General features: G+C 28.2%; 19 protein-coding genes. All 19 read left to right on the forward strand.

Annotated features, from left to right (window positions below; translation table 4 throughout):
- Positions 1–9 precede the first annotated feature (9 nt).
- The 19 genes from tsaD (at position 10) to SCORR_RS00490 (ending at position 23,952) form a co-directional block, all read left to right on the forward strand.
- On the forward strand, positions 10–957 hold the full coding sequence (gene tsaD / locus SCORR_RS00400) for a tRNA (adenosine(37)-N6)-threonylcarbamoyltransferase complex transferase subunit TsaD (RefSeq protein ID WP_094048067.1): 948 nt from the start codon (positions 10–12) through the stop codon (positions 955–957).
- Between the two features lie 18 nt (positions 958–975).
- The gene (locus tag SCORR_RS00405; RefSeq protein ID WP_094048069.1) at positions 976–1,755 is read left to right on the forward strand and encodes a MurR/RpiR family transcriptional regulator; all 780 of its coding nucleotides are present in this window, start codon (positions 976–978) and stop codon (positions 1,753–1,755) included.
- A 9-nt stretch (positions 1,756–1,764) separates the two neighbouring features.
- Positions 1,765–2,673 (forward strand): type I phosphomannose isomerase catalytic subunit, encoded by a 909-nt coding sequence (locus SCORR_RS00410; RefSeq protein WP_094048071.1) that lies wholly within the window; start codon positions 1,765–1,767, stop codon positions 2,671–2,673.
- Complete coding sequence (locus SCORR_RS00415; protein WP_094048073.1) at positions 2,673–2,900, forward strand: hypothetical protein; 228 nt, start codon at positions 2,673–2,675, stop codon at positions 2,898–2,900. The genes SCORR_RS00410 and SCORR_RS00415 overlap by 1 nt, the downstream gene beginning before the upstream one ends.
- Positions 2,901–2,955: 55 nt before the next feature.
- Positions 2,956–4,776, forward strand: coding sequence for a PTS transporter subunit EIIC (locus SCORR_RS00420; RefSeq protein ID WP_211279179.1), 1,821 nt, complete (start codon positions 2,956–2,958; stop codon positions 4,774–4,776).
- Positions 4,777–4,838: 62 nt separating this feature from the next.
- Positions 4,839–6,203, forward strand: a complete 1,365-nt coding sequence (asnS, locus tag SCORR_RS00425) for an asparagine--tRNA ligase (protein ID WP_094048075.1) — start codon at positions 4,839–4,841, stop codon at positions 6,201–6,203.
- Between the two features lie 86 nt (positions 6,204–6,289).
- Positions 6,290–8,893 carry a bifunctional acetaldehyde-CoA/alcohol dehydrogenase gene (adhE, locus tag SCORR_RS00430; protein WP_094048078.1) on the forward strand — a complete coding sequence of 868 codons (2,604 nt, stop codon included), beginning with the start codon at positions 6,290–6,292 and terminating at the stop codon, positions 8,891–8,893.
- Positions 8,894–9,006: 113 nt separating this feature from the next.
- Positions 9,007–11,064 (forward strand): formate C-acetyltransferase, encoded by a 2,058-nt coding sequence (gene pflB, locus SCORR_RS00435; protein ID WP_094048080.1) that lies wholly within the window; start codon positions 9,007–9,009, stop codon positions 11,062–11,064.
- Between the two features lie 53 nt (positions 11,065–11,117).
- Positions 11,118–11,366 (forward strand): glycine radical domain-containing protein, encoded by a 249-nt coding sequence (locus tag SCORR_RS05550; RefSeq protein ID WP_094048082.1) that lies wholly within the window; start codon positions 11,118–11,120, stop codon positions 11,364–11,366.
- A 41-nt stretch (positions 11,367–11,407) separates the two neighbouring features.
- A complete protein-coding gene (pflA, locus tag SCORR_RS00445) occupies positions 11,408–12,157 on the forward strand; it encodes a pyruvate formate-lyase-activating protein (RefSeq protein ID WP_094048084.1) in 750 nt (249 codons plus the stop codon).
- Positions 12,158–12,263: 106 nt separating this feature from the next.
- On the forward strand, positions 12,264–13,232 hold the full coding sequence (locus tag SCORR_RS00450) for a glycosyltransferase family 2 protein (protein ID WP_094048086.1): 969 nt from the start codon (positions 12,264–12,266) through the stop codon (positions 13,230–13,232).
- Positions 13,233–13,244: 12 nt separating this feature from the next.
- Positions 13,245–15,050: a serine hydrolase gene (locus SCORR_RS00455; protein ID WP_094048088.1), complete on the forward strand. Its 1,806-nt coding sequence runs from the start codon at positions 13,245–13,247 to the stop codon at positions 15,048–15,050.
- 1 nt (position 15,051) lies between these two features.
- Positions 15,052–17,211, forward strand: coding sequence for an ATP-dependent helicase (locus SCORR_RS00460; protein ID WP_094048089.1), 2,160 nt, complete (start codon positions 15,052–15,054; stop codon positions 17,209–17,211).
- A 51-nt stretch (positions 17,212–17,262) separates the two neighbouring features.
- Positions 17,263–17,526, forward strand: a complete 264-nt coding sequence (locus tag SCORR_RS00465; protein WP_094048091.1) for an HPr family phosphocarrier protein — start codon at positions 17,263–17,265, stop codon at positions 17,524–17,526.
- An 80-nt stretch (positions 17,527–17,606) separates the two neighbouring features.
- Complete coding sequence (nrdF, locus tag SCORR_RS00470; protein WP_094048093.1) at positions 17,607–18,629, forward strand: class 1b ribonucleoside-diphosphate reductase subunit beta; 1,023 nt, start codon at positions 17,607–17,609, stop codon at positions 18,627–18,629.
- A 3-nt stretch (positions 18,630–18,632) separates the two neighbouring features.
- On the forward strand, positions 18,633–19,097 hold the full coding sequence (gene nrdI, locus SCORR_RS00475; protein WP_094048095.1) for a class Ib ribonucleoside-diphosphate reductase assembly flavoprotein NrdI: 465 nt from the start codon (positions 18,633–18,635) through the stop codon (positions 19,095–19,097).
- Positions 19,098–19,101: 4 nt separating this feature from the next.
- Positions 19,102–21,246 carry a class 1b ribonucleoside-diphosphate reductase subunit alpha gene (gene nrdE / locus SCORR_RS00480; RefSeq protein ID WP_211279180.1) on the forward strand — a complete coding sequence of 715 codons (2,145 nt, stop codon included), beginning with the start codon at positions 19,102–19,104 and terminating at the stop codon, positions 21,244–21,246.
- 86 nt (positions 21,247–21,332) lie between these two features.
- On the forward strand, positions 21,333–22,088 hold the full coding sequence (locus SCORR_RS00485; RefSeq protein WP_094048099.1) for an ABC transporter ATP-binding protein: 756 nt from the start codon (positions 21,333–21,335) through the stop codon (positions 22,086–22,088).
- Positions 22,081–23,952, forward strand: coding sequence for an MFS transporter (locus tag SCORR_RS00490; protein WP_094048101.1), 1,872 nt, complete (start codon positions 22,081–22,083; stop codon positions 23,950–23,952). The genes SCORR_RS00485 and SCORR_RS00490 overlap by 8 nt, the downstream gene beginning before the upstream one ends.
- The last annotated feature ends 1 nt before the right edge of the window (position 23,953 follow it).

The raw sequence follows: 23,953 nt of genomic DNA on the forward strand, positions 1-23,953 counted from the left end.
AAATTTTATATGTTAATACTAGCTATTGAATCAAGTTGTGACGAATTTAGTGTCGCTGTTATGGAAAATGGTAAAATTAAATCAAACGTAATTTCAACTCAAATAAAAGATCATACCAAATATGGGGGAGTTGTACCCGAGTTAGCTTCAAGGTTACATGTTGAAAACTTTTCAAAAGTTATATTAGATGCAGTGTCAAAAAGTAAAGTTATATGAAGTGATATTGATTACATAGCGTATACAAATAATCCAGGTCTTATTGGAAGTTTAATTATTGGAAGATTAGTTGCTAAAACTATTGGTCTATATTTAGATAAACCTACTATGCCTTTAAATCATATGGAAGGTCACATATATTCTGCAAATATAGATAATGATTTTGAATATCCTGTATTATCCTTAGTAGTAAGTGGTGGGCATACTCAAATTCAGCTATTGGAAAAACCACTTGATTTTAAAGTTGTTGGTACTACACTTGATGATGCTATTGGAGAATGTTATGATAAAGTGGCAAGATGTTTAGAACTGCCTTATCCAGGTGGTCCAGAAATCGATAAAATTACATTTGGTGGAAACTCTTCTGCATATGAATTTCCAAAACTAAATTTAATTAACGAATTAGATTACTCATTCTCGGGTTTAAAAACAGCAAGTATAAATCTAATAAATAAGCATAGAAAAAATAATACATTTAATATTAAGGACTTTTGTGCCGGTTTTCAAAACTCGGCTATCGATTATTTATTAAATGGTTTTGAAAAAGCAATAGTAAAATACAAACCAAGAACAATCACACTTGCAGGCGGAGTTAGTGCCAATAAACTTTTAAGAAGTAGAATTTTTTCCATTGGAAACAAGTATAATATTTGTAATATATTATTACCAGATTTAAAATATTGTACTGATAATGCTGCGATGATAGCAGAGTTATGCAATGAGTATATTAAGTATAAATAAAACATAAGGAGATTTATAATGAGGTCGTTTTTAAGTAAACTTACAACAATTGATGAGAATGATTTAACAATCAAAGAAAAGAAAATAGTAGATTTTATAAGAAGTCATCTAAAAGAAATAGTTGATACTAATATGAAAATTGAAAGAATGGCGCAAGAAGCCGGTACAGGTTATAGTGCAATATATGGATTATTAAAAAAATTAAATATAAAAGGATTCCGCGACTTTGCAATTTCATTAGCAAATGATGTAGAAAACCAAAAGATTAATGTAGCTAAAAATGACGAAAATGTTGTACAAGGTTATATAAATATTATTAAGCAAAACTATGCTTTAATAGAAAAAAAAGATATTTTTCAAACACTTACTGTTTTAAAAAACTCTTCAAGAGCTTTTATTTGTTATTGAGAAAATTTACTATCAGGGCCCGCTCAGGAATTATCTAATTTTTTATATAAAAATAATTTAGATACTTTCCTACTTGATTCAGATCAAGATACATTGAATCAAAGAACTGCTAGTTCAAGAGAAAATGATGTTTTTATATTCTTTACAAGATATGGTAATTCAAGTAGATTAGATAAGTTTATTACAGATATTGGTATTATGAATAGAAAAATCATATATATTTCTGGAAAAATTGCTTCACCGAACATTGTTCAATATTTATCATCAATTCATACATTAATTGTCGATAATCCCGATGAATCAATTTATAAGGGTCATATTTCAAATTCTGTTCCCTTTAACTATTTAAATGATTTATTAATCTATCATTATATGAATTCTGACTCATAGGGGGTATATATGGATATAATAAAAGTTCTTCCATATTTTTCTGAAAAAATATGAGGAGGAAATGAGTTAAAAAACTATGGTTTTGATATTGGTGATAAAAAAGTTGGAGAAGCTTGAATAGTAAGTGCTCATCCAAACGGTATATCATGATTACAAATTAATGGCGAAAAAGTTTCTTTACTAGATTTTTTTAATAAAAATAAATCTTTTTTTGGTGATTATCAAGAGCAATTTCCTATTTTAGCTAAAATTATTACAGCAAATGATTATTTATCAGTACAAGTTCATCCAAATGATAACTACGCCTTAAAAAAACACAAATCCTTAGGAAAACCTGAATGTTGATATATAATGAATTGTCCTGATAATGCAAGGATAATATATGGTCATAAAGCAACTACCTTAGAAGAATTTAAAAATGCAGTTGTCAATGACAAATGAAGTGAAATTTTAAAAGAAAAACATGTTAATAAAGGTGATTTCTTATATGTTGAGCCAGGCAAAATCCATGCAATCACACCAAGTTTAACTGTTTTCGAGTTACAAAGATCAAGCGATATTACTTATAGACTTTATGATTATAATAGAATTGATAATGGTAGACTTAGAGAGCTTCACATTGAGGACTCATTAAATAATATTAAAATACCAGATGTTAAAGATAATGTTATTCAAAATAAAGATAATTTTGATTTTAACTCAGATTTTTTTTCTTTATATAAACTAAAAGTTATAAATAAAAAAACCTTCTCGAAGCCAAAAAATGCATTATGACTTAACCTAACTATTATAAGCGGTGAAGGTTCGGTAAATGGATTTAAGATGAAAATGGGGGAGTCGGCAATTTGCAATTCAAATTTAGAGGAGTTATTTTTTATGGGTAATATGGAGTTAATAATATACTGGGTGTGCAAATAATGAATCAAAAATATGTTTATTTAATATGTGCAATCATATTTTTAGTATTAGCAATAATACTTTTTATTATCGATATTACTTTAAAGAAAAAGAACTCAATTAAATCTTCAAAATTATCTATAAAAGATAAAGGGATTTGAGGATTTACTAAACAACATCTTTTACAATACTCTGCAGTTTTTTGTTTAGTATTAGCAATTGGAAGTTTTTTCGGTTTTCTTTTATAAAAATATAAAAATTCCATTTATTGGTTTATAATAAACTTGTGAAAGGATAAGTAATATGAAAGAAAAACTAAAAGAAGAAAAAGCTAAAAGAAGTTTTAAAGAGCACTTAAAAAAACTCGGCAGTGGTATAATGCCGACTTTATCAAAGTTAAGTAAAGCTTTTTTACTTCCAATAGCCTTATTACCAATAGCTGGTATTTTTCTTGGTGTTGGTGCAACAATTGCAAATTTATGTATATATAATGGTGATTTAAATGCTGTAAACGATTATGTTATTATAAATAATAATAATATAATTGATGGATATCAAGGATTATACTTTTTTGGTAAAGTTTTAAATACTATGGGTGATGTGGCATTTGGAAATTTACCAGTATTGTTTTGTATATCTGTGGCTATTGCATATACAAATGACTCAGGGGTAGCCGCAATTACATCTGTAGTTGGTTTCCTTGCGTTCAACGGACTTCAATCCGCTTTGTTAATGGAACGTGAAAGTGGATTTGATATGTTATGGTACACTAATGTAAGTAAAAATCTAATTACACCTAATTTAGGTATTCAATCTTTGAATACAGGTGTTTTTGCAGCAATCTTTGTAGGAGCAATTTCAGCGTGAATGTATAATAGGTTTCACAAAACCCAGTTACCATCTGCAATAAGCTTCTTCTCAGGCTCAAAATTAGTACCAATTATAACATTCGTGGCTGTTATTCCACTAGCATTTTTATTTTTAATTGTTTGACCTCCAATTGGTAAAGGTCTAGCTTGATTTGGAGAAAACTCTGGTAAATTACCAATGGGAACTGACTCTTGAATATATGAAATATTTGAACGTTCATTAGTTCCATTTGGATTACATCACGTTTTCTATGCACCCTTATGGTGATCTGCAGCGGGTGGTGACCTTGAACAATTGCTAGCTGACAATAGTACATATGATTTAGGTACTAGAACCGCAGGAGAACTATTAGAATATTTAAAAACTAATAATATCCCAATCCCAAAAGGTGATCAAACAATGATGTATTGAGTTATAGGACATCAAGATTTAATTAACTTTACACAAATATCAGAGATGGGATTAAATCTAGGTAGATTCCAATCTGGAAAATTCCCATTTATGATGTTTGGTTTACCAATGGCTGCATTGGCAATGTGATTAAATGTGCCAAAAGATAATAGAAAAAAAGTAATGGGAATTTATTTCTCAGCTGCATTTACTTGTTTCTTAACAGGTATAACAGAACCAATAGAGTTTACATTTTTATTCTTAGCTCCTTGGTTATTCTACTTAGTTCATATGCCATTAGCTTCAATATCATTTTTACTAACAGGGTTAATGAAAACACATACATCAATGACAGTATCAGGAGGAGTAATTGATTATATTGTATTTGGTTTAATACCATTTAAAGCAGGAACTAATCCTCTACACATTTTATGAATAGGAGCAATAATGGGACCTGCATATTTCTTCTCATTCTACTTTGCTGTTAAATATGGAAAAGTAATGGTACCTGGAAGAGATGGATCTAACTTATCTACTTTATTTACTAAAAAAGACTTCAAAGAAAAAAAAGCGAGTGGAGGTAAAACAGCTGCTCAAGCAGAAAAAGCCTCTAAAATACTTAATTTCTTAGGTGGATGAGAAAATATAGAAAGTGTAGACTCTTGTGCTTCAAGACTACGTGTAACTGTAAAAGACTCAAGTGTCGTAAGCGCCGAAGGAATTAAATCATTAGGTGGTTGCAATGGAGTGATTGTTAAAGGTAAGAGTGTTCAAGCAGTTTACGGTGGAGAACAAGAAGTTATAAAACCATATCTAAAAGAATTAATTGAAGTAGAAAGAAATAAAATTAAAAATAAAGAATAAAAAAAAGATTTTTAAGAAATCTTTTTTTTATTATAAAATTATCTTGTTTAAGGAGCAAAAATATGGAAATTAATCAATTATTTAACAATTCAAATTTAAAAAATGGGGAAAAAGTAAATTTTATTGCTAGAATTAGAACCAATAGAGTTGGTAAGGCTGTAGGATTCTTAGTAGTAAATGATGGGACAACTTTTAGTGATCTACAAGTAGTTTATAAAAACTCATTAGATAATTTTGATTTGATATCACAACTTAAAATAAGTTCAGTTATTAGAGTGATTGGTAAAATCGTATTGACTCCTGATAAAGAACAAAAGTTAGAAGTTCAATCTGAACAAGTAGAAATACTTGATAGTGCAAGCCAAGATTATCCTTTACAAAAAAAAGAACATTCACTTGAATTCTTAAGAGAAATATCTCATTTAAGACCCCGCACTAAAACTTTTCAAGCAATTTTTAAGATAAGATCATCAGCTGCATTTGCACTTCACAAATTTTTTCAGGAGGATGGGTTTATTTATGTGAACTCTCCAATAATTACTGAAAATGATGCAGAAGGAGCGGGGGAATCTTTTATTGTAACAACATTATCAGATGGGGATTATGAAAAAGACTTCTTTGGTAAAAAAGCAAGTTTGACTGTCTCTGGTCAGTTAAATGCTGAATCATATGCACAAGCTTTTAAAAAAGTATATACATTTGGACCAACATTCAGAGCTGAAAACTCAAACACTTCTAAGCATGCAGCTGAGTTTTGAATGATAGAGCCTGAAGTTGCTTTTGAAGATCTGAAATACAATATGAATTTAATTGAAAATATGGTTAAGTATGTAGTGAATTATATTTTTGATAATTGCTATGATGAATTATTATTTTGTGATAAAAACCTTGAAGAAGGATTAATAAAAAAATTAGAATTAGTAAAGAACTCAAACTTTGAAAAAATTACTTATACAGAAGCGATAAATATATTAAAAGATGCTGTGAAAAATGGTCAAGATTTTATAGAAAAAAATATAGATTTCGGATTAGATCTAGCTACAGAGCATGAACGATTCTTATGTGAAAAACACTTCAAAAAACCTACATTTATTACTGATTATCCCAAAGACATAAAAGCATTTTATATGAAGCAAAACGAGGATGATAAAACGGTTGCGGCAATAGATTTATTAGTACCTGGAATTGGAGAATTAGTTGGTGGTAGTCAAAGAGAAGATGACTATAACATACTAATGAAGAGGTGTAAAGAAATGAATATAGATGTTAAATCCGTATCCTGATACAACGACTTAAGAAAGTTTGGTTATTATAAATCATCAGGATTTGGGCTTGGTTTTGAGAGATTAATCATGTATTTAACTGGTGCAGCAAACATAAGAGATGTAATTCCTTTCCCCAGAACACCAAAAAATCTACTATTTTAATAGTAGATTTTTTGTTTTTAAAAAATTTTTTAGAAAGTTTTTTAAAATGAGGTTAAAAAGACTTATAATAAAAAAAGGAGGATCTTATGAATAAATTAGAAGAAGTATTTAAAAAAGCAAGAGAAGCTTATGAAGAATATTCAAAATTCTCACAAGAGAAAGTAAATTATATTTTTAAAAAAGCTGCATTAGCTGCTAATGTAGAAAGAATAAGATTAGCAAAATTAGCATGTGAAGAAACATCGATGGGTATTGTAGAAGACAAAGTGATAAAAAATCATTTCGCAAGTGAGTTTATATATAATAAATACAAAAATTTACAAACTGTTGGTACTTTTTATTCAAATGAACCTGGTGGATTAGAAAAAGTATATGAACCAATTGGAATTGTTGGTGCGGTTATACCAACGACCAACCCAACATCAACTGCGATATTTAAATGTTTAATTAGTATAAAGACAAGAAATGCAATAGTTATATCACCCCACCCAGGAGCAAAAAAATGCACAATTGAAGCCGCAAAAGTTGTATACGAAGCCGCTGTTGCAGCAGGTGCACCAAAAAACATTATTAGTTGAATAGAAGATCCATCATTAGAAGGAACTGAATTTGTAATGAAGAACTCAGATATTATCCTTGCAACTGGGGGACCTGGTATGGTAAAAGCTGCATATTCATCAGGAGTTCCTGCAATAGGTGTCGGTGCAGGTAATGCACCAGCAATTATTGATGAAAGTGCAGATTTAGAAATGGCAACTTCATCAATTGTATTATCAAATACATTTGATAATGGTGTAATATGTGCTACAGAAAACTCAATTGTGGTTCTTGACTCGGTTTATGAAAAAGTTATAAAACTTTTTGAAAAGAAAAATACTTATATTGTAACAAAAGAAGAAGAAAAAAATAAGTTTAGACAAGCAATGTTTAAAGAAGGTAAATTTGGTGTACTAAATGCAAGTATTGTTGGTAGAAGTGCTCAGGATGTTGCCAAAATTGTCGGCATAAAAGTTCCTCCTAACATAAGGTTCATATTAGTTGAAGCGGAAAGTACTGACCACACTGAAGCATTGGCCCACGAAAAACTTTCAACATATGCAACGATATATAGAGCGAAAGATTTTAATGAAGCATTAAAAAAATCAGAGAATATATTAAAATTAGGACCTGGCCACACTGCATCACTATTTATTGATAGACAAAAGTCACCAGAAAAAGTTGAGAAATTTAAATCACTTAATCCAGGGAGATTATTAATAAATTCACCATCATCACTTGGAGGTGTCGGAGATATTTATAATTTTGTTTTAGAACCAAGTTTAACATTAGGTTGTGGGACAAAGGGTGGAAATTCATTCTCACAAAATATTACACCTTTAAATTTATTAAATATAAAATCTTTAGTGGAAAGAAGAGAAAATATGCAATGATTAAGATTACCAGAAAGAATTTATCATAAGTATGGGTCATTAGAAGTAGCTTTAGAAGACCTAAAAGACTGAAATATCAAAAATGTATTTATTGTTACAGATAAAGTAATTAATCAATTATATGGTAAAAGATTAACTTCAATTTTAGACCAACTCAACATAAATTACTCAATCTTTGACGATGTTGAACCAAATCCAATGCTTTCAACTACTTTAAAAGGAGCTAAATTATTAGAAAAAATAAAAGCTGACGCAATTATAGGAATTGGTGGTGGTTCATCAATGGATGCAGCCAAACTAATGTGATTGTTTTATGAAAGTGAAGAAGAAATTGATTTCAAAGATTTAGCAGTTACATTCGCTGATATAAGAAAAAGAGTTGTAAAATATCCAAATACAGGAAGAAAAGCTAAAATGATTTGTATTCCTACAACATCCGGAACTGGTTCTGAGGTTACTCCTTTTTCAGTTATAACAGATGATGTAGATCATAAAAAATATCCATTAGCTGATTATTCGTTAACACCAAACATGGCTATAATAGATCCTTCATTAACAATGACTGTTCCTAAATCTGCAACAAATGCTCCAGCATTAGATGCATTAACTCATTGTATGGAAGCGTATGTTTCTGTAATGTCAACAGATTATACTGATTCATATGCATTACAAGGAGCAAAAAACATTTTTGAATATCTTGTAAGGGCTTATAAGGACGGAACAACAGATAAAGAGGCAAGAGAAAAGGTTATGAATGGGGCTGCTTTTGCAGGTATATCATTTGCAAATGCTTTCTTAGGTATAGTTCATTCATTATCTCATAAAGTCGGGGGATATCATGATGTTATTCACGGGGCTGCAAATGCAATATTACTTCCATATGTCATAAGATATAATGCTGCTTGTATAATAGATGGTGGTAAACAAGGTTATTTCTCACAATATGAAACACAAAACTCAATGGAGAAATATGCCAAAATGGCTAAGTATATTGGTTTAAAAGGGAAAAGTGATGAAGAGTTAGTTGATGCTCTAATCGAAAAAATAAAAACCTTAACAAAAGATGTTGAACTTAAATCTAACTTTAAAGATTATGGAGTAGACGAAAAAGCATTTCTTGACTCTCTAGATAAAATGTCTGAAGATGCATTTGATGATCAATGTACTGGTGCGAATCCAAGATATCCATTAATCGAAGATATAAAACAACTTTACCTTGATGCTTACTATGGTAAGGAAATAATTAAATTTTCTAAATAATACAAAAAAACCTAATTTTAGGTTTTTTTAATTAAAAAATAAAATATATTATAATTTGTAAAAAAACTAGAAAAAATTCTAGTTTGTAATATAATTATATCAAAGGAGAGATTATGAGATTTAAAGAGTGAGAAGGATTCCAATCAGGTGAATGAGTTGGAGAAGTCGATGTTAGAGACTTCATTCAAAAAAATTATAAACCTTATATCGGTGATGACTCTTTCTTAAAAGGACCTACTGCTAATACTAATAAATTATGAGCAGAAATAATGGAACTTAATAAAAAAGAAAGAGAAGCGGGTGGTGTTTTAGATGTAGATAATGATGTTCCGTCTACCATTACTTCACATGCAGCTGGTTATATTAAAAAAGAGTTTGAAAAAGTTGTTGGTTTACAAACTGATAAACCTTTTAAAAGAGCGTTGATGCCATGAGGTGGTATTAATATGGCCATCCAAGCCAATGAGTCTTATGGATTCACTGTGTCGGATAGAGTCAAAGAAATATTTACAAAATATAGAAAAACACATAACCAAGGTGTGTTTGATGCATATACACCAGATATGAGGAAAATTCGAAAGAGTCATATTGTTACTGGTCTTCCAGATACGTACGGAAGAGGAAGAATTATTGGAGATTATAGAAGACTAGCTTTATATGGTTCTGATTACTTAATTGAACAAAAAATTAAGGATGCAACTTTATATGAAGGAGAAATGACTGAAAATAAAATTAAATTACGTGAAGAAATTTCAGAACAAATAAATGCCTTAAAAGATATAACAAAAATGGCTGCTTCTTACGGATTTGATGTATCCAAACCTGCAAAAAATGCTGTTGAAGCATTTAATTTTACATATTTAGCTTACCTAGCAGCAATTAAACAAAATAATGGAGCAGCTGAATCTTTTGGTAGAACAGCAACATTTTTAGATATTTATATTGAAAGAGATTTTAAAAATGGAGTATTAACTGAAGAAGAAGCACAAGAGTTGGTAGATCATTTAGTAATGAAACTAAGAATTGTTAAGTTTGCTCGTACACCTGCCTACAATCAAATATTCTCAGGAGACCCTGTTTGGGCTACTGAATCTATAGGAGGTATGGGCTTGGATGGACGTACATTAGTAACTAAAAACTGTTTCAGATATATTCATACTTTATCTAATATGGGTCCATCACCAGAACCAAACTTAACAATCTTATGGTCATCAAATTTACCTCAAAACTTTAAAGAGTTTTGTTCAAAATATTCAATTATGTTTTCTTCAATGCAATACGAAAATGATGACATAATGAGAACAACACATGGAGACGATTATGCAATAGCTTGTTGTGTATCACCAATGAAAGTCGGAAAACAAATGCAATTTTTTGGTGCTAGAACAAATCTAGCTAAAACATTATTATATGCAATTAATGGTGGAATTGACGAAATATCTAAAGAACAGATTACTCCTATTTTTGAACCAGTTCAAACTGGCGATGGTCCGTTAAACTTTGATGAGGTTTGAAAAAAACTTGATAATATGATGTCTTGAGTAGCTGATAAATATGTAAATACACTAAATGTTATTCATTATATGCATGACAAATATTATTATGAAAGTGCAGAAATGTGTTTTTATGATACTAAAGTACATAGGTTTTTTGCAACGGGTATAGCTGGGTTATCAGTTGTAGCTGATTCTTTATCAGCAATTAAATATGCTAAGGTGTTTCCGGTAAGGGATGAAAAAGGCATTGTTGTTTCTTATAAAACAGAAGGAGATTTCCCAAAATTTGGAAATGACGATGACAGGGTTGATGAATTAGCAAAAGATATTGTGAAAATTTTTATGAATAAAGTTAGATCACACAATACATATAGAGATTCGGAAGCAACTATGTCAGTTTTAACAATTACATCAAATGTAGTTTACGGTAAATCAACTGGAGACACCCCTTGTGGAAGACGTTATCCAGAAGCGTTTGCACCTGGTGCTAACCCAATGCATGGAAGAGATTGTTCAGGTGCTGTAGCGTCACTAGCATCAGTTTCAAAAATACCTTTTAAACATGCGGCTGATGGTATATCTAATACTTTTTCGGTAATTCCAAATGCATTAGGCAAAGATGAAGATTTAATTATTCCTGGAGAAATAAAAATCTCCGGAAAGTTACCAAAGTAGTACCAATACAACTTAAAAGGTTATATAATATAAGTAAATAGAGGAGTAAGAAAATGAAAACAAAAGTATCGCAACAACAAGTTGAAAATTTAGTAAATATGTTAGATGGTTATATGGGACATGGTGGACATCATTTAAATGTAAACGTTCTTGATAGAGAAATATTAAGAGATGCACAAAAACACCCTGAAAGTTATCCACAACTAACAATTAGAGTTTCTGGATATGCAGTCAACTTTGTAAAATTAACCAAAGAGCAACAAGAAGAAGTTATTTCAAGAACTTTTCATGAATCAATGTAATAGAGAAAAGAGGGCTAAGTCCCTTTTTTAGGTATATACTAATGAAAAAAGAAGAAAATATAATAGGGTATGTTAACAGCATAGAGACATTTGGGGCCGTTGATGGACCAGGACTAAGGTTAGTTATCTTTTTACAAGGTTGTTTATTAAGGTGCAAATATTGTCATAACCCAGAAACGTTAGAGTTTAAAAAAGATAACATTATTACAGTTGATGAAGTGATAAGTCTTTATGAAAAGAATAAATCTTTCTACAAAAATGGGGGTGTTACTCTTTCAGGCGGAGAAGCTACGACTCAGATTAATTTTTGTATTGAACTTTTTAAAAAGTTAAAAGAATTAAACATACATACTTGTTTGGATACTTGTTTTGGAACATACAACGATGTTGATAAAGTTAAGTCAAAATGAAAAGAACTTTTAAAATACACTGATTTAGTATTAGCTGACTTAAAACATATCGATAATGAAAAACATATAAATTTAACTTCAAGACCTAATACAAACATACTTGAGGCTATAAAGTTTGTAGATGCTTGTAATACAAAAATGTGAATAAGACATGTTTTAGTTCCTGGTTGAACTGATGAGAAAGAAGATTTAATCAATATGGCTAGGTTTGTAAAAAAACTTAACAATGTTGAAAGATTTGAAATGCTACCATATCATAATATGATGATTCCAAAATACGAGAATTTAAAAATGAAATTCTATTTAAAAGACGTAGTACCTCCAAAAAAGGAATATGTTATTGAATGTAGAAAAATAATAGAAAATGAGTTAAGAAAATAAAGTACTTTATAACATGTAAAGTACTTTTTATGCAAATGTAAAGTTATAAAACTCTCATATGACAAATTAGTGTAAAATTAAGTTATTATAGAAAGAAGAATTTTATATGTTGATATCATTCGTTTTAGTTGTACCAAATGCAAATGAAGAATTTAGAAATACAGTTGAAAGTGTACTAAAACAAAATAATAAAAGTAATTATGAGTTAATTGTAGTTCTAGATAGAAGTATTGATGATCTTGAAGCCAATGACTATTTTTACTCTTTATTTAAAAAAAATAAAAATGTAAAATTAGTATTTAATAATGATCGACATGGTTCTTCATATTCTTGAAATGTTGGAATAGATATTTGTTCGGGAGATTATATAAAGTTTATTTCTCAAGGAGATACATTAGAGAGTGATTTTTTAGACAGAGTTTTAGGTGCTATAAATAGCCATAAAGACATATCCCTTGACATTATTGAGTATAATTTCTCTTTTAAAGGTGATCAAATAATAGCCTCAAAGTCATATTTAGAACCAAATAAAGTTTATAACTTAAAAGAAGATTATGAACCACTTGCTCTAACTAATAACTTATTATTTAATAAGCTTTTTAAAACTGATGTTATAAAAAAATATAATGTTAGATTTAGAAATCAAGTACGATTTGATATGTTGTTTTTCTATATAATTTATAGCCAGTCAAAAAATTATATATATTTAAATTCAAAAAGCTTTGAAAATATTATTTTAAGACAAGTTCAGTATTCTAATTTTGATATAGTAAACCAATGAACTCATATTTTTAATTATTATAGAAGAATAAAAAAATACAATGATTTACATGATCAATTAAAATATTCATACTACAAAACAATATTACATATATGAATCTGAACAATTGCAAAAACTGATAATAAAGTATTGATTAGAAAAGCATTAGAATTTGTTAATAGGAAGTATGAACCTAAAAAAGATTTATTTGTTAAGAATAATATTGTTTTTAAAGAAACGAAGGATTTAACTTTTAAAGAATTAGCAGAAAACTTTTCAGAATATTATAGAGATTATTTAAAAACCAATAAGTAAAGAGAGATATAGATGGAAAAAAGTATAAGAGAATTAGAATATAAAACTCCAGCTATATCAATATTATTTTTGGCAAGACTGATTGACTTACTTATTGCCTCTGCGCCAATGTTGCTAATATATATATTTTATAAAATTTATGATTGACAAAGTTTATTAATAGTATTTAGCATTTTTAATGCTATTGTTTTTACTTACTTTGTTTTAATTCCTTATTGATTAAAAGGGAATACGTTAGGAAAGCTAATTTGTAATTTAAGATTAATTATTTATAGTAAAAAGAGATTATTTTTTTGTATAATTCTAAGAGAAATATATTATTTGTATATTCCACTATTATTTCAACTTCTAACACAAATAATAGCATTATTATTTTTTAAATATTATAGACCAGGTGATAACAATATTGACACCAATGGTTGAAAAATAGCTGTAATGATAAAAAATATAGGCAATGTTTTTTTTGCTATCTGATTTTTTTATTTAGTTATAACAATATACTTGAATCCTAATAAAAGATCAGCAATAGATGCAAAATTTAATATTAAAGTCTTATACATAAGTAAAAAAATCAAACAAGATAAAGTGGTAGTTATGAATCAAGAGAATGAAAATAGGGGACCTGGATTATTTGATATGAGCAAGATAATAATTGATAAAGAAAATAATTTTAAAGAAACTAATAGTCTAATAAATAGTTTAGTAGATAAATCAGTTTTAAATGGTGCTGTGATTAAACTTATATATAAAAATAATGTCGTATTTAATAAGGCATATGGTTATAATGATTTAGGTCTTAAACAAGAAATGGATAAAAACTTAATTTTTAGAGGGTACTCAATTACAAAAATATTAACCGCTGTTTGCACACTTTATTTAATTGAAAGAAACTTATTAAACCTTGATGATGATATAGCATTATATTTGCCATGGTTTAAAAATATTAAATTATATGAAGGTGATAAAATAGTTATACCAAAAAATAAAATTAAAATAAAAAACCTTTTAACAATGACTAGTGGTATAACTTATGGTGGTAAGAATACTAATACAGAAAAAGAAACTGAAAGAGTTCTATTTAGCTTAAGGAATAAAAATTTAACAGCTGATGAATTTACAAAAGCAATTTCAGAAGTGCCTTTAGAATTTGAACCTGGTACAAAATGAAAATATGGATTATCATATGATATTCTTGGTGCTATTATAGAAAAGGTAACACAAAAAAAATATAGTGATTTTATTAAAGAAAGCATTTTAATTCCATTAGGCATGAAGGATACAGACTTTTATTTAAAAGATGTATCTAGGGAAGCTTTTGTTTATCGCGTCATTTTAGAAAAAGAAAAAAATAAATTAGAGAAGTATGAAAGCTTTAATTTTTTAAGTCAACAAGTTTATGAAGAACCTAATATAATCATGGGAGGTTCAGGAGTATATACAACTTGTGACGATTATACTAAGTTTTTACAGTTTTTATTAACAGGTAAAGATATAGAAGGAAATCAACTTATTTCAAATAACTTGTTAATTCAAATGAGAACGGATCAAGTACACTCTTTGAAAAAATATTTATATATGAATATTAATGATGATTTTACTTATGGTTACGGTGTAAGAGTAAGAATAAATAACACATTAGAACCATTAACTTCATTGGGCCAGTTTGGTTGAGATGGATTGTTAGGATCAAGCTGTATTATTGACCCTAGAAATGATCTAGTAGTTTGCTTTATGGCTAGTACTAAACAAACTGATGGAAGTTTAGTTAAAAATTTATCAAAAGCAATTTATAAAGATTTAGAAAATGAATTGAGGTAATATGGATAATTATTTAAACAATTTAAATGAAGAACAATTAGATGCTGTAACAAGTGTTGACAAGCCACTAAGGATAATAGCAGGAGCTGGTAGTGGTAAGACTAGAGTAATCACGTCAAAAATAATATACCTAATTAAGGGTTGCAATATTTCTCCTAAGAAAATTCTTGCAGTAACTTTTACTAATAAAGCTGCAAATGAAATGAAAAATAGAGTAGTAGATTCTTTAAATGAAATAGGTATAAACCCATTAATAACAACGTTTCATTCTCTTTGTGTTAGGATACTAAAAGAAGATGGTGAGTACATTGGGTTAACTAAAGATTTTACAATTATAGATTCAGCTGAGCAAGCAAGAATTGTAAATAAAATAAAGAAACAATTAAACCTATCAGACTCTTTATTATTAAGTAATAAAAAAATAATATCAAAGATATGTGGTTGAAAATCAAAAAAACTATCAATTGATTACTTAGAAGAAACAATATTTAATAACGATGAAAAAAAAATAATCCGTATTTATCAGCATTATTTAAACGAACTAAGTGAAAAAAATTATGTTGACTTTGATGATCTTATTTTAAAAACTCACTCACTCTTTTATAATGAATTAGATATTAGAAATAAGTGAAAAAATAGATTTGATTATATATTAGTTGACGAGTTTCAAGACACAAACTATGAGCAATATGATTTAATAAAATGATTATCTAAGGATAGCAATCTTACTGTTGTTGGTGATCCAGATCAAACTATTTATTCTTGAAGAGGAGCGAAAATTAAAATTATACTAGATTTTAATAATCACTTTAAGAGTGCAAAAACTATTTTTTTGAATAGGAATTATAGATCTACTAAAAATATATTAAACTTGGCAAACCAGTTTATTAGCAACAATAAACAAAGAGAAGAAAAAAATGTCCACACTACTAATGAAAATGGCGCACCAATTAAAATAAAAGAAGCTGCTTCTAGAAATTATGAAGCGAGATTTGTAGCTGATGAGATAAAACTACTTGTAGAAAAAAATAACTATAAGTATTCAGATATTTTTATACTGTATAGAGTAAACGCTTGATCACAAGAGTTTGAAAAAGAGTTTCAAAATAAAAGCATTCCATTTCAATTAATAGGAGGTTTTAAGTTTAAGGATAGAAAAGTAATTAAAGATGTTACAGCGATGCTAAAGTCAGTCTCATTCAAAGATAATTTATCAGTTGAACATTTTCTATCTACAATCCCAAAAGTTGGACAAGTATCAATTGAAAAACTTGTAAGTAAAGCAGACTCAATGAATATTAGTTTATTTCAGTTATTAACTTTACATTTAGATGAAGCTTTGATCATTAATAAAAATTTAAAAGATATTAGCAATTCGCTAGTCCAAGTTACAAGTATTGTAGATAAGAATATCTCAGTTCTTGAAACTTGTAAAAAAATCTTAGAATTATCTCATTATATGAGTAGATTTAACCCAAAAGATAATGACGATAGAGAAGCTATGAGTAATATTGATGCCTATCTAGATCAAATGAATAATTTTGATAATCAGTATATTCATAATAATGAAACTAATATTGTAAAAGATTTTTTATATGGTGAAGCACTTGTGTCTGATCAAGATGGAATAGATACCATTAATAAAGTAACTTTATTAACTATTCATGCAGCTAAGGGATTAGAAAATAAGGTTGTTTTTATAGTTGGGTTAAATAGAGATGTGTTTCCTTCTTATATGAGTTTTATGTCCAAAGAGTCCTTAGAAGAAGAAAGAAGAGCCTTCTATGTTGCTATAACAAGAGCAAAGGAAGTGTTATATATTTCCTATGTACAAGGAGAGTATTCAAATATCTCAAAAGGAAATCTTATTCAGTCAAAATTTATCGATGAACTGGATCCAAACCTATATGAAATAGAGAAAAATATATTTTATCATAGTGATAATACTTATAGTAGTAATAGTTTTGTAAAGAAACCTGATAAGGCAGAAATTAAAAGAGAAGAAATGAACTTAGTTAAAGGGGATAGTATTGACCATGTTTTATTTGGTATTGGCACTATTGTTAAAATACAGGATAAGTATATATCTGTTGCATTTAACGACCCAAAAAATGGAGTAAAAATGGTTCCAATAAATTCTTCAACTTGAAAAAAAATTTAATTTATTTTTAATAATATTATTGTATATAATGAAAGAGTAGGAGGAAAAATTATGACTTCATTTAAAGCAAAAGTAATTGATCCAGTTGGATTACACGCTAGACCAGCTTCAGTATTGACAAAGGAAGCATCAAAGTTTACATCAGAAATTAAAATTAAGACTGGTGACAAAGAGGGAAATCTTAAATCAATAATGAATGTAATGGCATTAGCTGTTAAATCAGGTGCTGAAATAACAATTGAAGCGTCAGGTGCAGATGAAAAAGAAGCAGTAGCTGCTATCGAGCAAGCTATGAAAGATAATTCAATAATTTAATAATAATTATTTTTATAATGTATAAAGTAAAAAAAATACAATTATAGGTATTTTTTTTTCTCTAATTAGGAAGGTTAAATATGGCAAAGCAAAAAAACAACTATTATAACGAGTCGTTATCACCACTTGAATATGCAATGAATAACTTCAATGGTAAAATGCGCTCAGTAAATTGAAATGTTATTAATGATGACAAAGATTTAGAAGTATGAAATAGGGCTACCCAAAACTTTTGACTACCTGAAAAAATTCCAGTTTCTAATGATTTAGTATCTTGAAATAGTCTTGAACCTAAGTGACAAGAACTAATAACACGTACATTTACAGGACTTACATTATTAGATACTATTCAGGCAACAATAGGTGATATAGCTCAAATACCAAATTCATTAACTGACCATGAGCAAGTTGTATATGCAAACTTCTCATTTATGGTAGCTGTTCATGCTAGATCATATGGAACCATATTTTCAACACTATGTTCAAGTGAACAAATTGAAGAAGCACATGAATGAGTAATTAATACAAAAAGTTTACAAGATAGAGCAAGAATTCTTATCCCTTATTATACTGGAAAAGATATTCTTAAATCAAAAGTTGCAGCTGCTTTAATGCCAGGTTTCTTGTTATATGGAGGGTTCTATTTACCTTTTTATTTATCAGCAAGGGGAAAACTTTCAAATACCTCTGACATAATAAGACTAATTTTAAGAGATAAGGTAATTCATAATTATTATAGTGGTTATAAGTATCAAAAAAAGGTACAAAAGTTAGATATAAAACAACAAGAAGAAATGAAAAAGTTTGTATTTGATTTATTGTACGAGTTAATTGATCTCGAAAAAAAATACCTTTTGGAACTTTATGATGGTTTTGGAATAGATGAGGACGCCATTAGATTTAGTGTATATAATGCTGGAAAGTTTTTGCAAAACCTTGGTTATGAATCTCCATTCACAGAAGAAGAAACAAGAATAGATCCGGAAATTTTTACTCAATTATCTGCTAGAGCAGATGAAAATCATGATTTCTTTTCTGGGAATGGTTCTTCATACATAATGGGTATAACTGAAGAGACTGAAGATTCAGATTGAGAATTTTAAAGTATGCATAATGATATTATTTTAGTAGATGATGAGGATGTTATAAAACCAAGTGGGGAAATACATGTCGTATATTTCTCATCAATATCTAATAATACTCATAGGTTTATTGAAAAACTAGATTTCATTAGTTCTAGGATACCATATAATATGGATGAAGAATTAATAATAGATATTGATTATGTTTTAATAACTCCTACTTACGGCGGCGGAGGAAATGATACAGCTGGAGCTGTTCCGAAACAAGTAATCAAGTTTCTTAATAATGAAAACAACCGTAAATACTGTAGAGGCGTTGTTGCATCTGGTAACACAAATTTTGGTGACTCATTTGCAATTGCAGGACCAATTTTATCTAAAAAATTAAAAGTCCCATTACTATACCAATTTGAATTATTAGGTACAAGTAATGATGTAATAACATTAAAAAAAATTCTAAATAATTTTTGAAACAAAGGGGATGGTTAAAAATATGAATAATAAAGAAATAGTAATAGACAATGAAGAATATATAAAATTGAATGCGAGATCAAAAATATTTGTTAAAGATAAAGATAATTTTATATTAGATAAGGAAGCTGCGAAGCTATACATTGAACAACACGTAAAACCAAACTTTATGCATTTTAATAGTATAGAAGAAAGAATTCAATATTTAGTTAAAAATAATTATTATGATGAAGAAGTTATTAATAAATATAAAATGAATGAAATTATTGAATTAACAAACTTAGCATATAACTATAATCATACATTTCCTAGTTTTATGGGTGCGTTAAAGTTCTATAATGCATATGCATTAAAAACATTTGATGGAAAAATGTATTTAGAAAATTATGAAGAAAGAATAGTGATGAATGCATTGTTCTTGGCGGGCGGAGACTTTAAAAAATCTGAAGACTTATTAAAACAAATGATATTAAATAGATATCAACCAGCAACACCAACATTCTTAAATGCAGGAAAAAAACAAAGAGGAGAATATGTTTCTTGTTATCTGCTAAGAGTCGAAGATAATATGGAATCAATTGCAAGAGCCGTGACAACTTCCCTACAACTTTCAAAAAGAGGTGGTGGAGTAGCGTTATGTTTAACAAACTTACGTGAATTCGGGGCACCTATAAAAAACATTGAAAACCAAGCAACAGGTGTAATACCAGTTATGAAAATATTAGAAGATACTTTTTCTTATGCTAATCAGTTAGGTCAAAGACAAGGTGCAGGAGCGGTATATTTAAATGTTCATCACCCTGATATTATTTCATTCTTAGATACTAAAAGAGAAAACGCGGATGAAAAAATAAGAATTAAATCCTTATCTCTTGGAGTTGTAGTTCCAGATATAACATTTGAATTAGCAAAAGATAATAAAGAAATGGCCTTGTTCAGTCCTTATGATGTCGAAAAAGTTTATGGTAAAGCATTTTCAGATATTTCTGTTACTGAAGAATATGAAAACATGCTAAATAACCCAAACATAAAAAAAACATTTATTAATGCAAGAAAGTTATTTCAAACAATAGCTGAACTTCACTTTGAAAGTGGTTACCCTTATCTTTTATTTGATGATACTGTTAATAATAGAAATGCACATCAAGGAAGAATTGTTATGAGTAACTTATGCAGCGAAATTGTACAAGTAAGTACACCAAGTACTTTTAATGAAGATTTATCATTTGATAAATTAGGTGAAGATATTTGTTGTAACCTTGGGAGTCTAAATATAGCAAAAGTTATGGAAAGTGGTAAGGATTTCGGTCATGTTGTATTTGATGCGATATGATCATTAGATTATGTCTCTAGAAACTCTGATTTAAAAAGTGCGCCATCTATAGAAAATGGAAATAAAAATAACCATGCCGTTGGTTTAGGAGCAATGAACTTACACGGTTTCTTAGCAACAAATAAAATTTATTATAATTCTAACGAAGCAGTTGATTTTACTAATATGTTCTTTTATACACTTGCTTATAATGCATTTAGAGCTTCAACCAAGTTAGCCCAAAAATACGGTCCCTTTAATAATTTCAAGTCTACAAAGTTTGCAGATGGTTCTTATTTCGATAAGTATTTAAAATGTAATAAAGATGAATGAACACCTAAGACTGAAACAGTGAAAGAAATATTCAAGAAATATGGAGTAGATATCCCTACTCAACAAAATTGATTAAACTTAGTTGAGGAAATTAAAAAGAATGGGCTTGCGAACTCACATCTATTAGCAGTTGCTCCAACTGGTTCAATAAGTTATTTATCTTCTTGTACACCTAGTTTACAACCTGTTGTAGCACCTGTTGAAGTAAGAAAAGAAGGTAAACTTGGAAGAGTGTATGTTCCTGCATATAATATTAACTTTGATAATATGCAATATTATGCAATGGATGCATACAATGTAGGACCGGATTGAATAATTGATGTTGCAGCAGCAGCTCAACAACACGTTGATCAAGCTATATCATTAACATTATTCATGACTGATAAAGCTACTACTAGAGATTTAAATAAAGCATACATAAGAGCATTTAAAAAAGGGTGCGCTTCAATTTATTATGTAAGGGTACGTCAAGATGTACTTGAAGATAGTGAAAATTATGATTGTGATGCTTGTGTAATATAGTATAAAAAAAACTTTTAAGTTAAAATTAAAAGTTTTTTTATTTTTTGTTCTATATAATAATATTAATAATAAAGGATAATAAAAACATGATTGAAATTAAAAATATATCAAGAAAAATTGGAAACTTTAGTTTAAAAGAAGTCAGCTTTAACATTAAAGATGGTGATGTAATAGCATTCGTTGGAGATAATGGTGCTGGTAAAACAACAACAATTAAAGCTTTATTTGGTGAACTCAAATTAGATAGTGGTTCTATTTTGATTGATGGAGAAGACATATTTAAAAATAACAATTTAAGAAGAGTTGCATTCTTTCCGGATTCAAACAACGTCCCATTAAATATGAAACTATCAGATTATTTAAGATATATTTGTGCAGCTAATGATCTTTCTAAAGAAGAGACAGAACTTAATACAGAATATGTTTATAGATTACTAGAATTAAAACCTTATAAAGATAAGTTAATAAAAAAACTATCATCTGGGTGAAAAAAGAAAGCAATTATGGCAAGTGTATTAATTAGAAAACCGAAGTATATTATATTTGATGAACCAACCGCAAACGTTGATGTGGAATCAAAGCTATACTTTATGGAAATATTTAGGCTACTTGCAAAATCAGGTATAACTATTCTTATTACTAGTCATATAATCGAAGAACTTCAAGAAGTTGCAAATCATTTAGTTCTTATCAAAAAAGGCCAAATTGTACATGATAAAGATTTTGATAATAAAAGCGAGAAAATAATGGATGTATATAAACAATATATGCAAAGTCCAATTAGAGATTTAACCATATTAAGAAATTTATACAGAGACAAAAAGGGTAAACACAATGAATAATTTAGTTAATAAAAGTATTATAAAAAAAAGTCTAAAAGAGAATTATAAAAACTTTAATAATCTTTATACAATCAATCTAAAAGTTTCAATTAAAACAGCAAGTATTCTTGCGATAGGAATTATAATGTCGGTAGTATTATTTATTTTCTTAGCCGTAGAATTATCTACTAGTTATTCACCTGAAGCAAGCTACTCAAGTATGAGAGATTTAACATATATATTTTGTTCAGGAATAGCTATTTTGACAATGATGGTTTTATCATTTTATTTATATAAAACACAAACAAAAAATGGAATACAAGCAATTGAACTAAGAGCTGGATATACGATATTTAAATCTTTTTTAATTAGGCAGTTTATTCAAATTACAATATTTTCTATTTACATTATTCCAGTTTTTGTATTATCGCTATCATTTATATTTTTATTTAATATTAGTGTTTCATTTTATATTGGCACTATATTTTCTCAAATATTTTTTGTTTTAATAATAGGTTTATTAGCGGGAATTATCGTTAATACATTGATATTAGGTTTTAAAACTGCAATGGCAGCTTGCTTATCAACAATTTTCTTAATCCTAGTGTCACTTGTCCCATTTATATATAATATCTCTTCTAGTACATTTAGTAATATGAATGGGTCTTCAAATAATTTAAATTTATCAACTATTAACTTAAAATTTAAGACTGGTTCTGATTTTTATCAAGAGTTTAAAGATGATAGTAATGTAAAAAATATTTTTAAAGATGATATTAATTCTTTATATAATCTTAATAATAATTATAATAGTATGCTTGATGAATTTGTTAATGTTGGTGGAAATAGAAGTAAAGAACCATACGTTACTAACTCATTATCAAAATGACTTATTGATTATAAAGTAAAATCATTCAATCCACTTAATAAACCATTTTTTGAAGGTGAGTTAATGTATAATTACAAACTTGTAAAATATGAAAAGCCCGTTTTATATATATTTCAAAACATGTCATTCTTTGAACTATTAAAAGCGATTAATGATAAATTATTAAGTGACGATATATTTAATTCATTGAATAAATCATATCAAAATGTTGTACCTTATATTTTTAATAATAATAAATATAATAAAACAATAAATGTAAGATTAGAAAGTTTATTAAATGATGTAAAAACTTATTTACCTGATTATTCAAACTTGGCTGAATACATAAATCAAGTATATTTGGAAAACTATGATTTTATGTCAAACCGTGAGAATAATATAATAAACACCGTAGTCTCATCTTCTTATAATAGTTTGTATGAAAATGACACATGAGGTTATCGTTTTTTTTGTGATTCAAATTATAATGTAAATAGTAAACCTAATTGTGATAAAGATGTAGTTGATAGAAATGATAAATTAGCAGAAAAATATAAATTGTATCCTGAATTAAAAGTATTTAATGCTGTTTTCTTAGGATTGTGAAAAAATAGTATGTTATTTAGTATGTCGGATGAAGAAAGTGTAAGTTCTTCATTAGATAGTTATTTATACGCTAGTCAGAAATATTCAAGTATTAGGACTCAAATAATACTTCATTGACCAATGTTATTTAGTGGATTATTTATGGACCCACTAATTGATGATTCATACTCAACATTATCTAGTATTTCAATGTCAAAGCCATCGACATATATTAAAAATTTATTTAATTACGAATATTTATCACCAGAGTATTTACCAGAAAATAGTGGTTTGACACCTATTTTTGAAAAGGAAAAGTTAGAGTATTCATTGTACTTTAATAAAGGCTTAGCAATTTTTGTCTACATAGTACTTGTCTCACCACTTCTATATATAGACTGACTATTATTTAAAAGAAAGGCTAGAATTTAGG

It is taken from the genome of Spiroplasma corruscae, assembly GCF_002237575.1.
GTDB classification, from domain to species: Bacteria; Bacillota_I; Bacilli_A; order Mycoplasmatales; family Mycoplasmataceae; genus Spiroplasma_A; species Spiroplasma_A corruscae.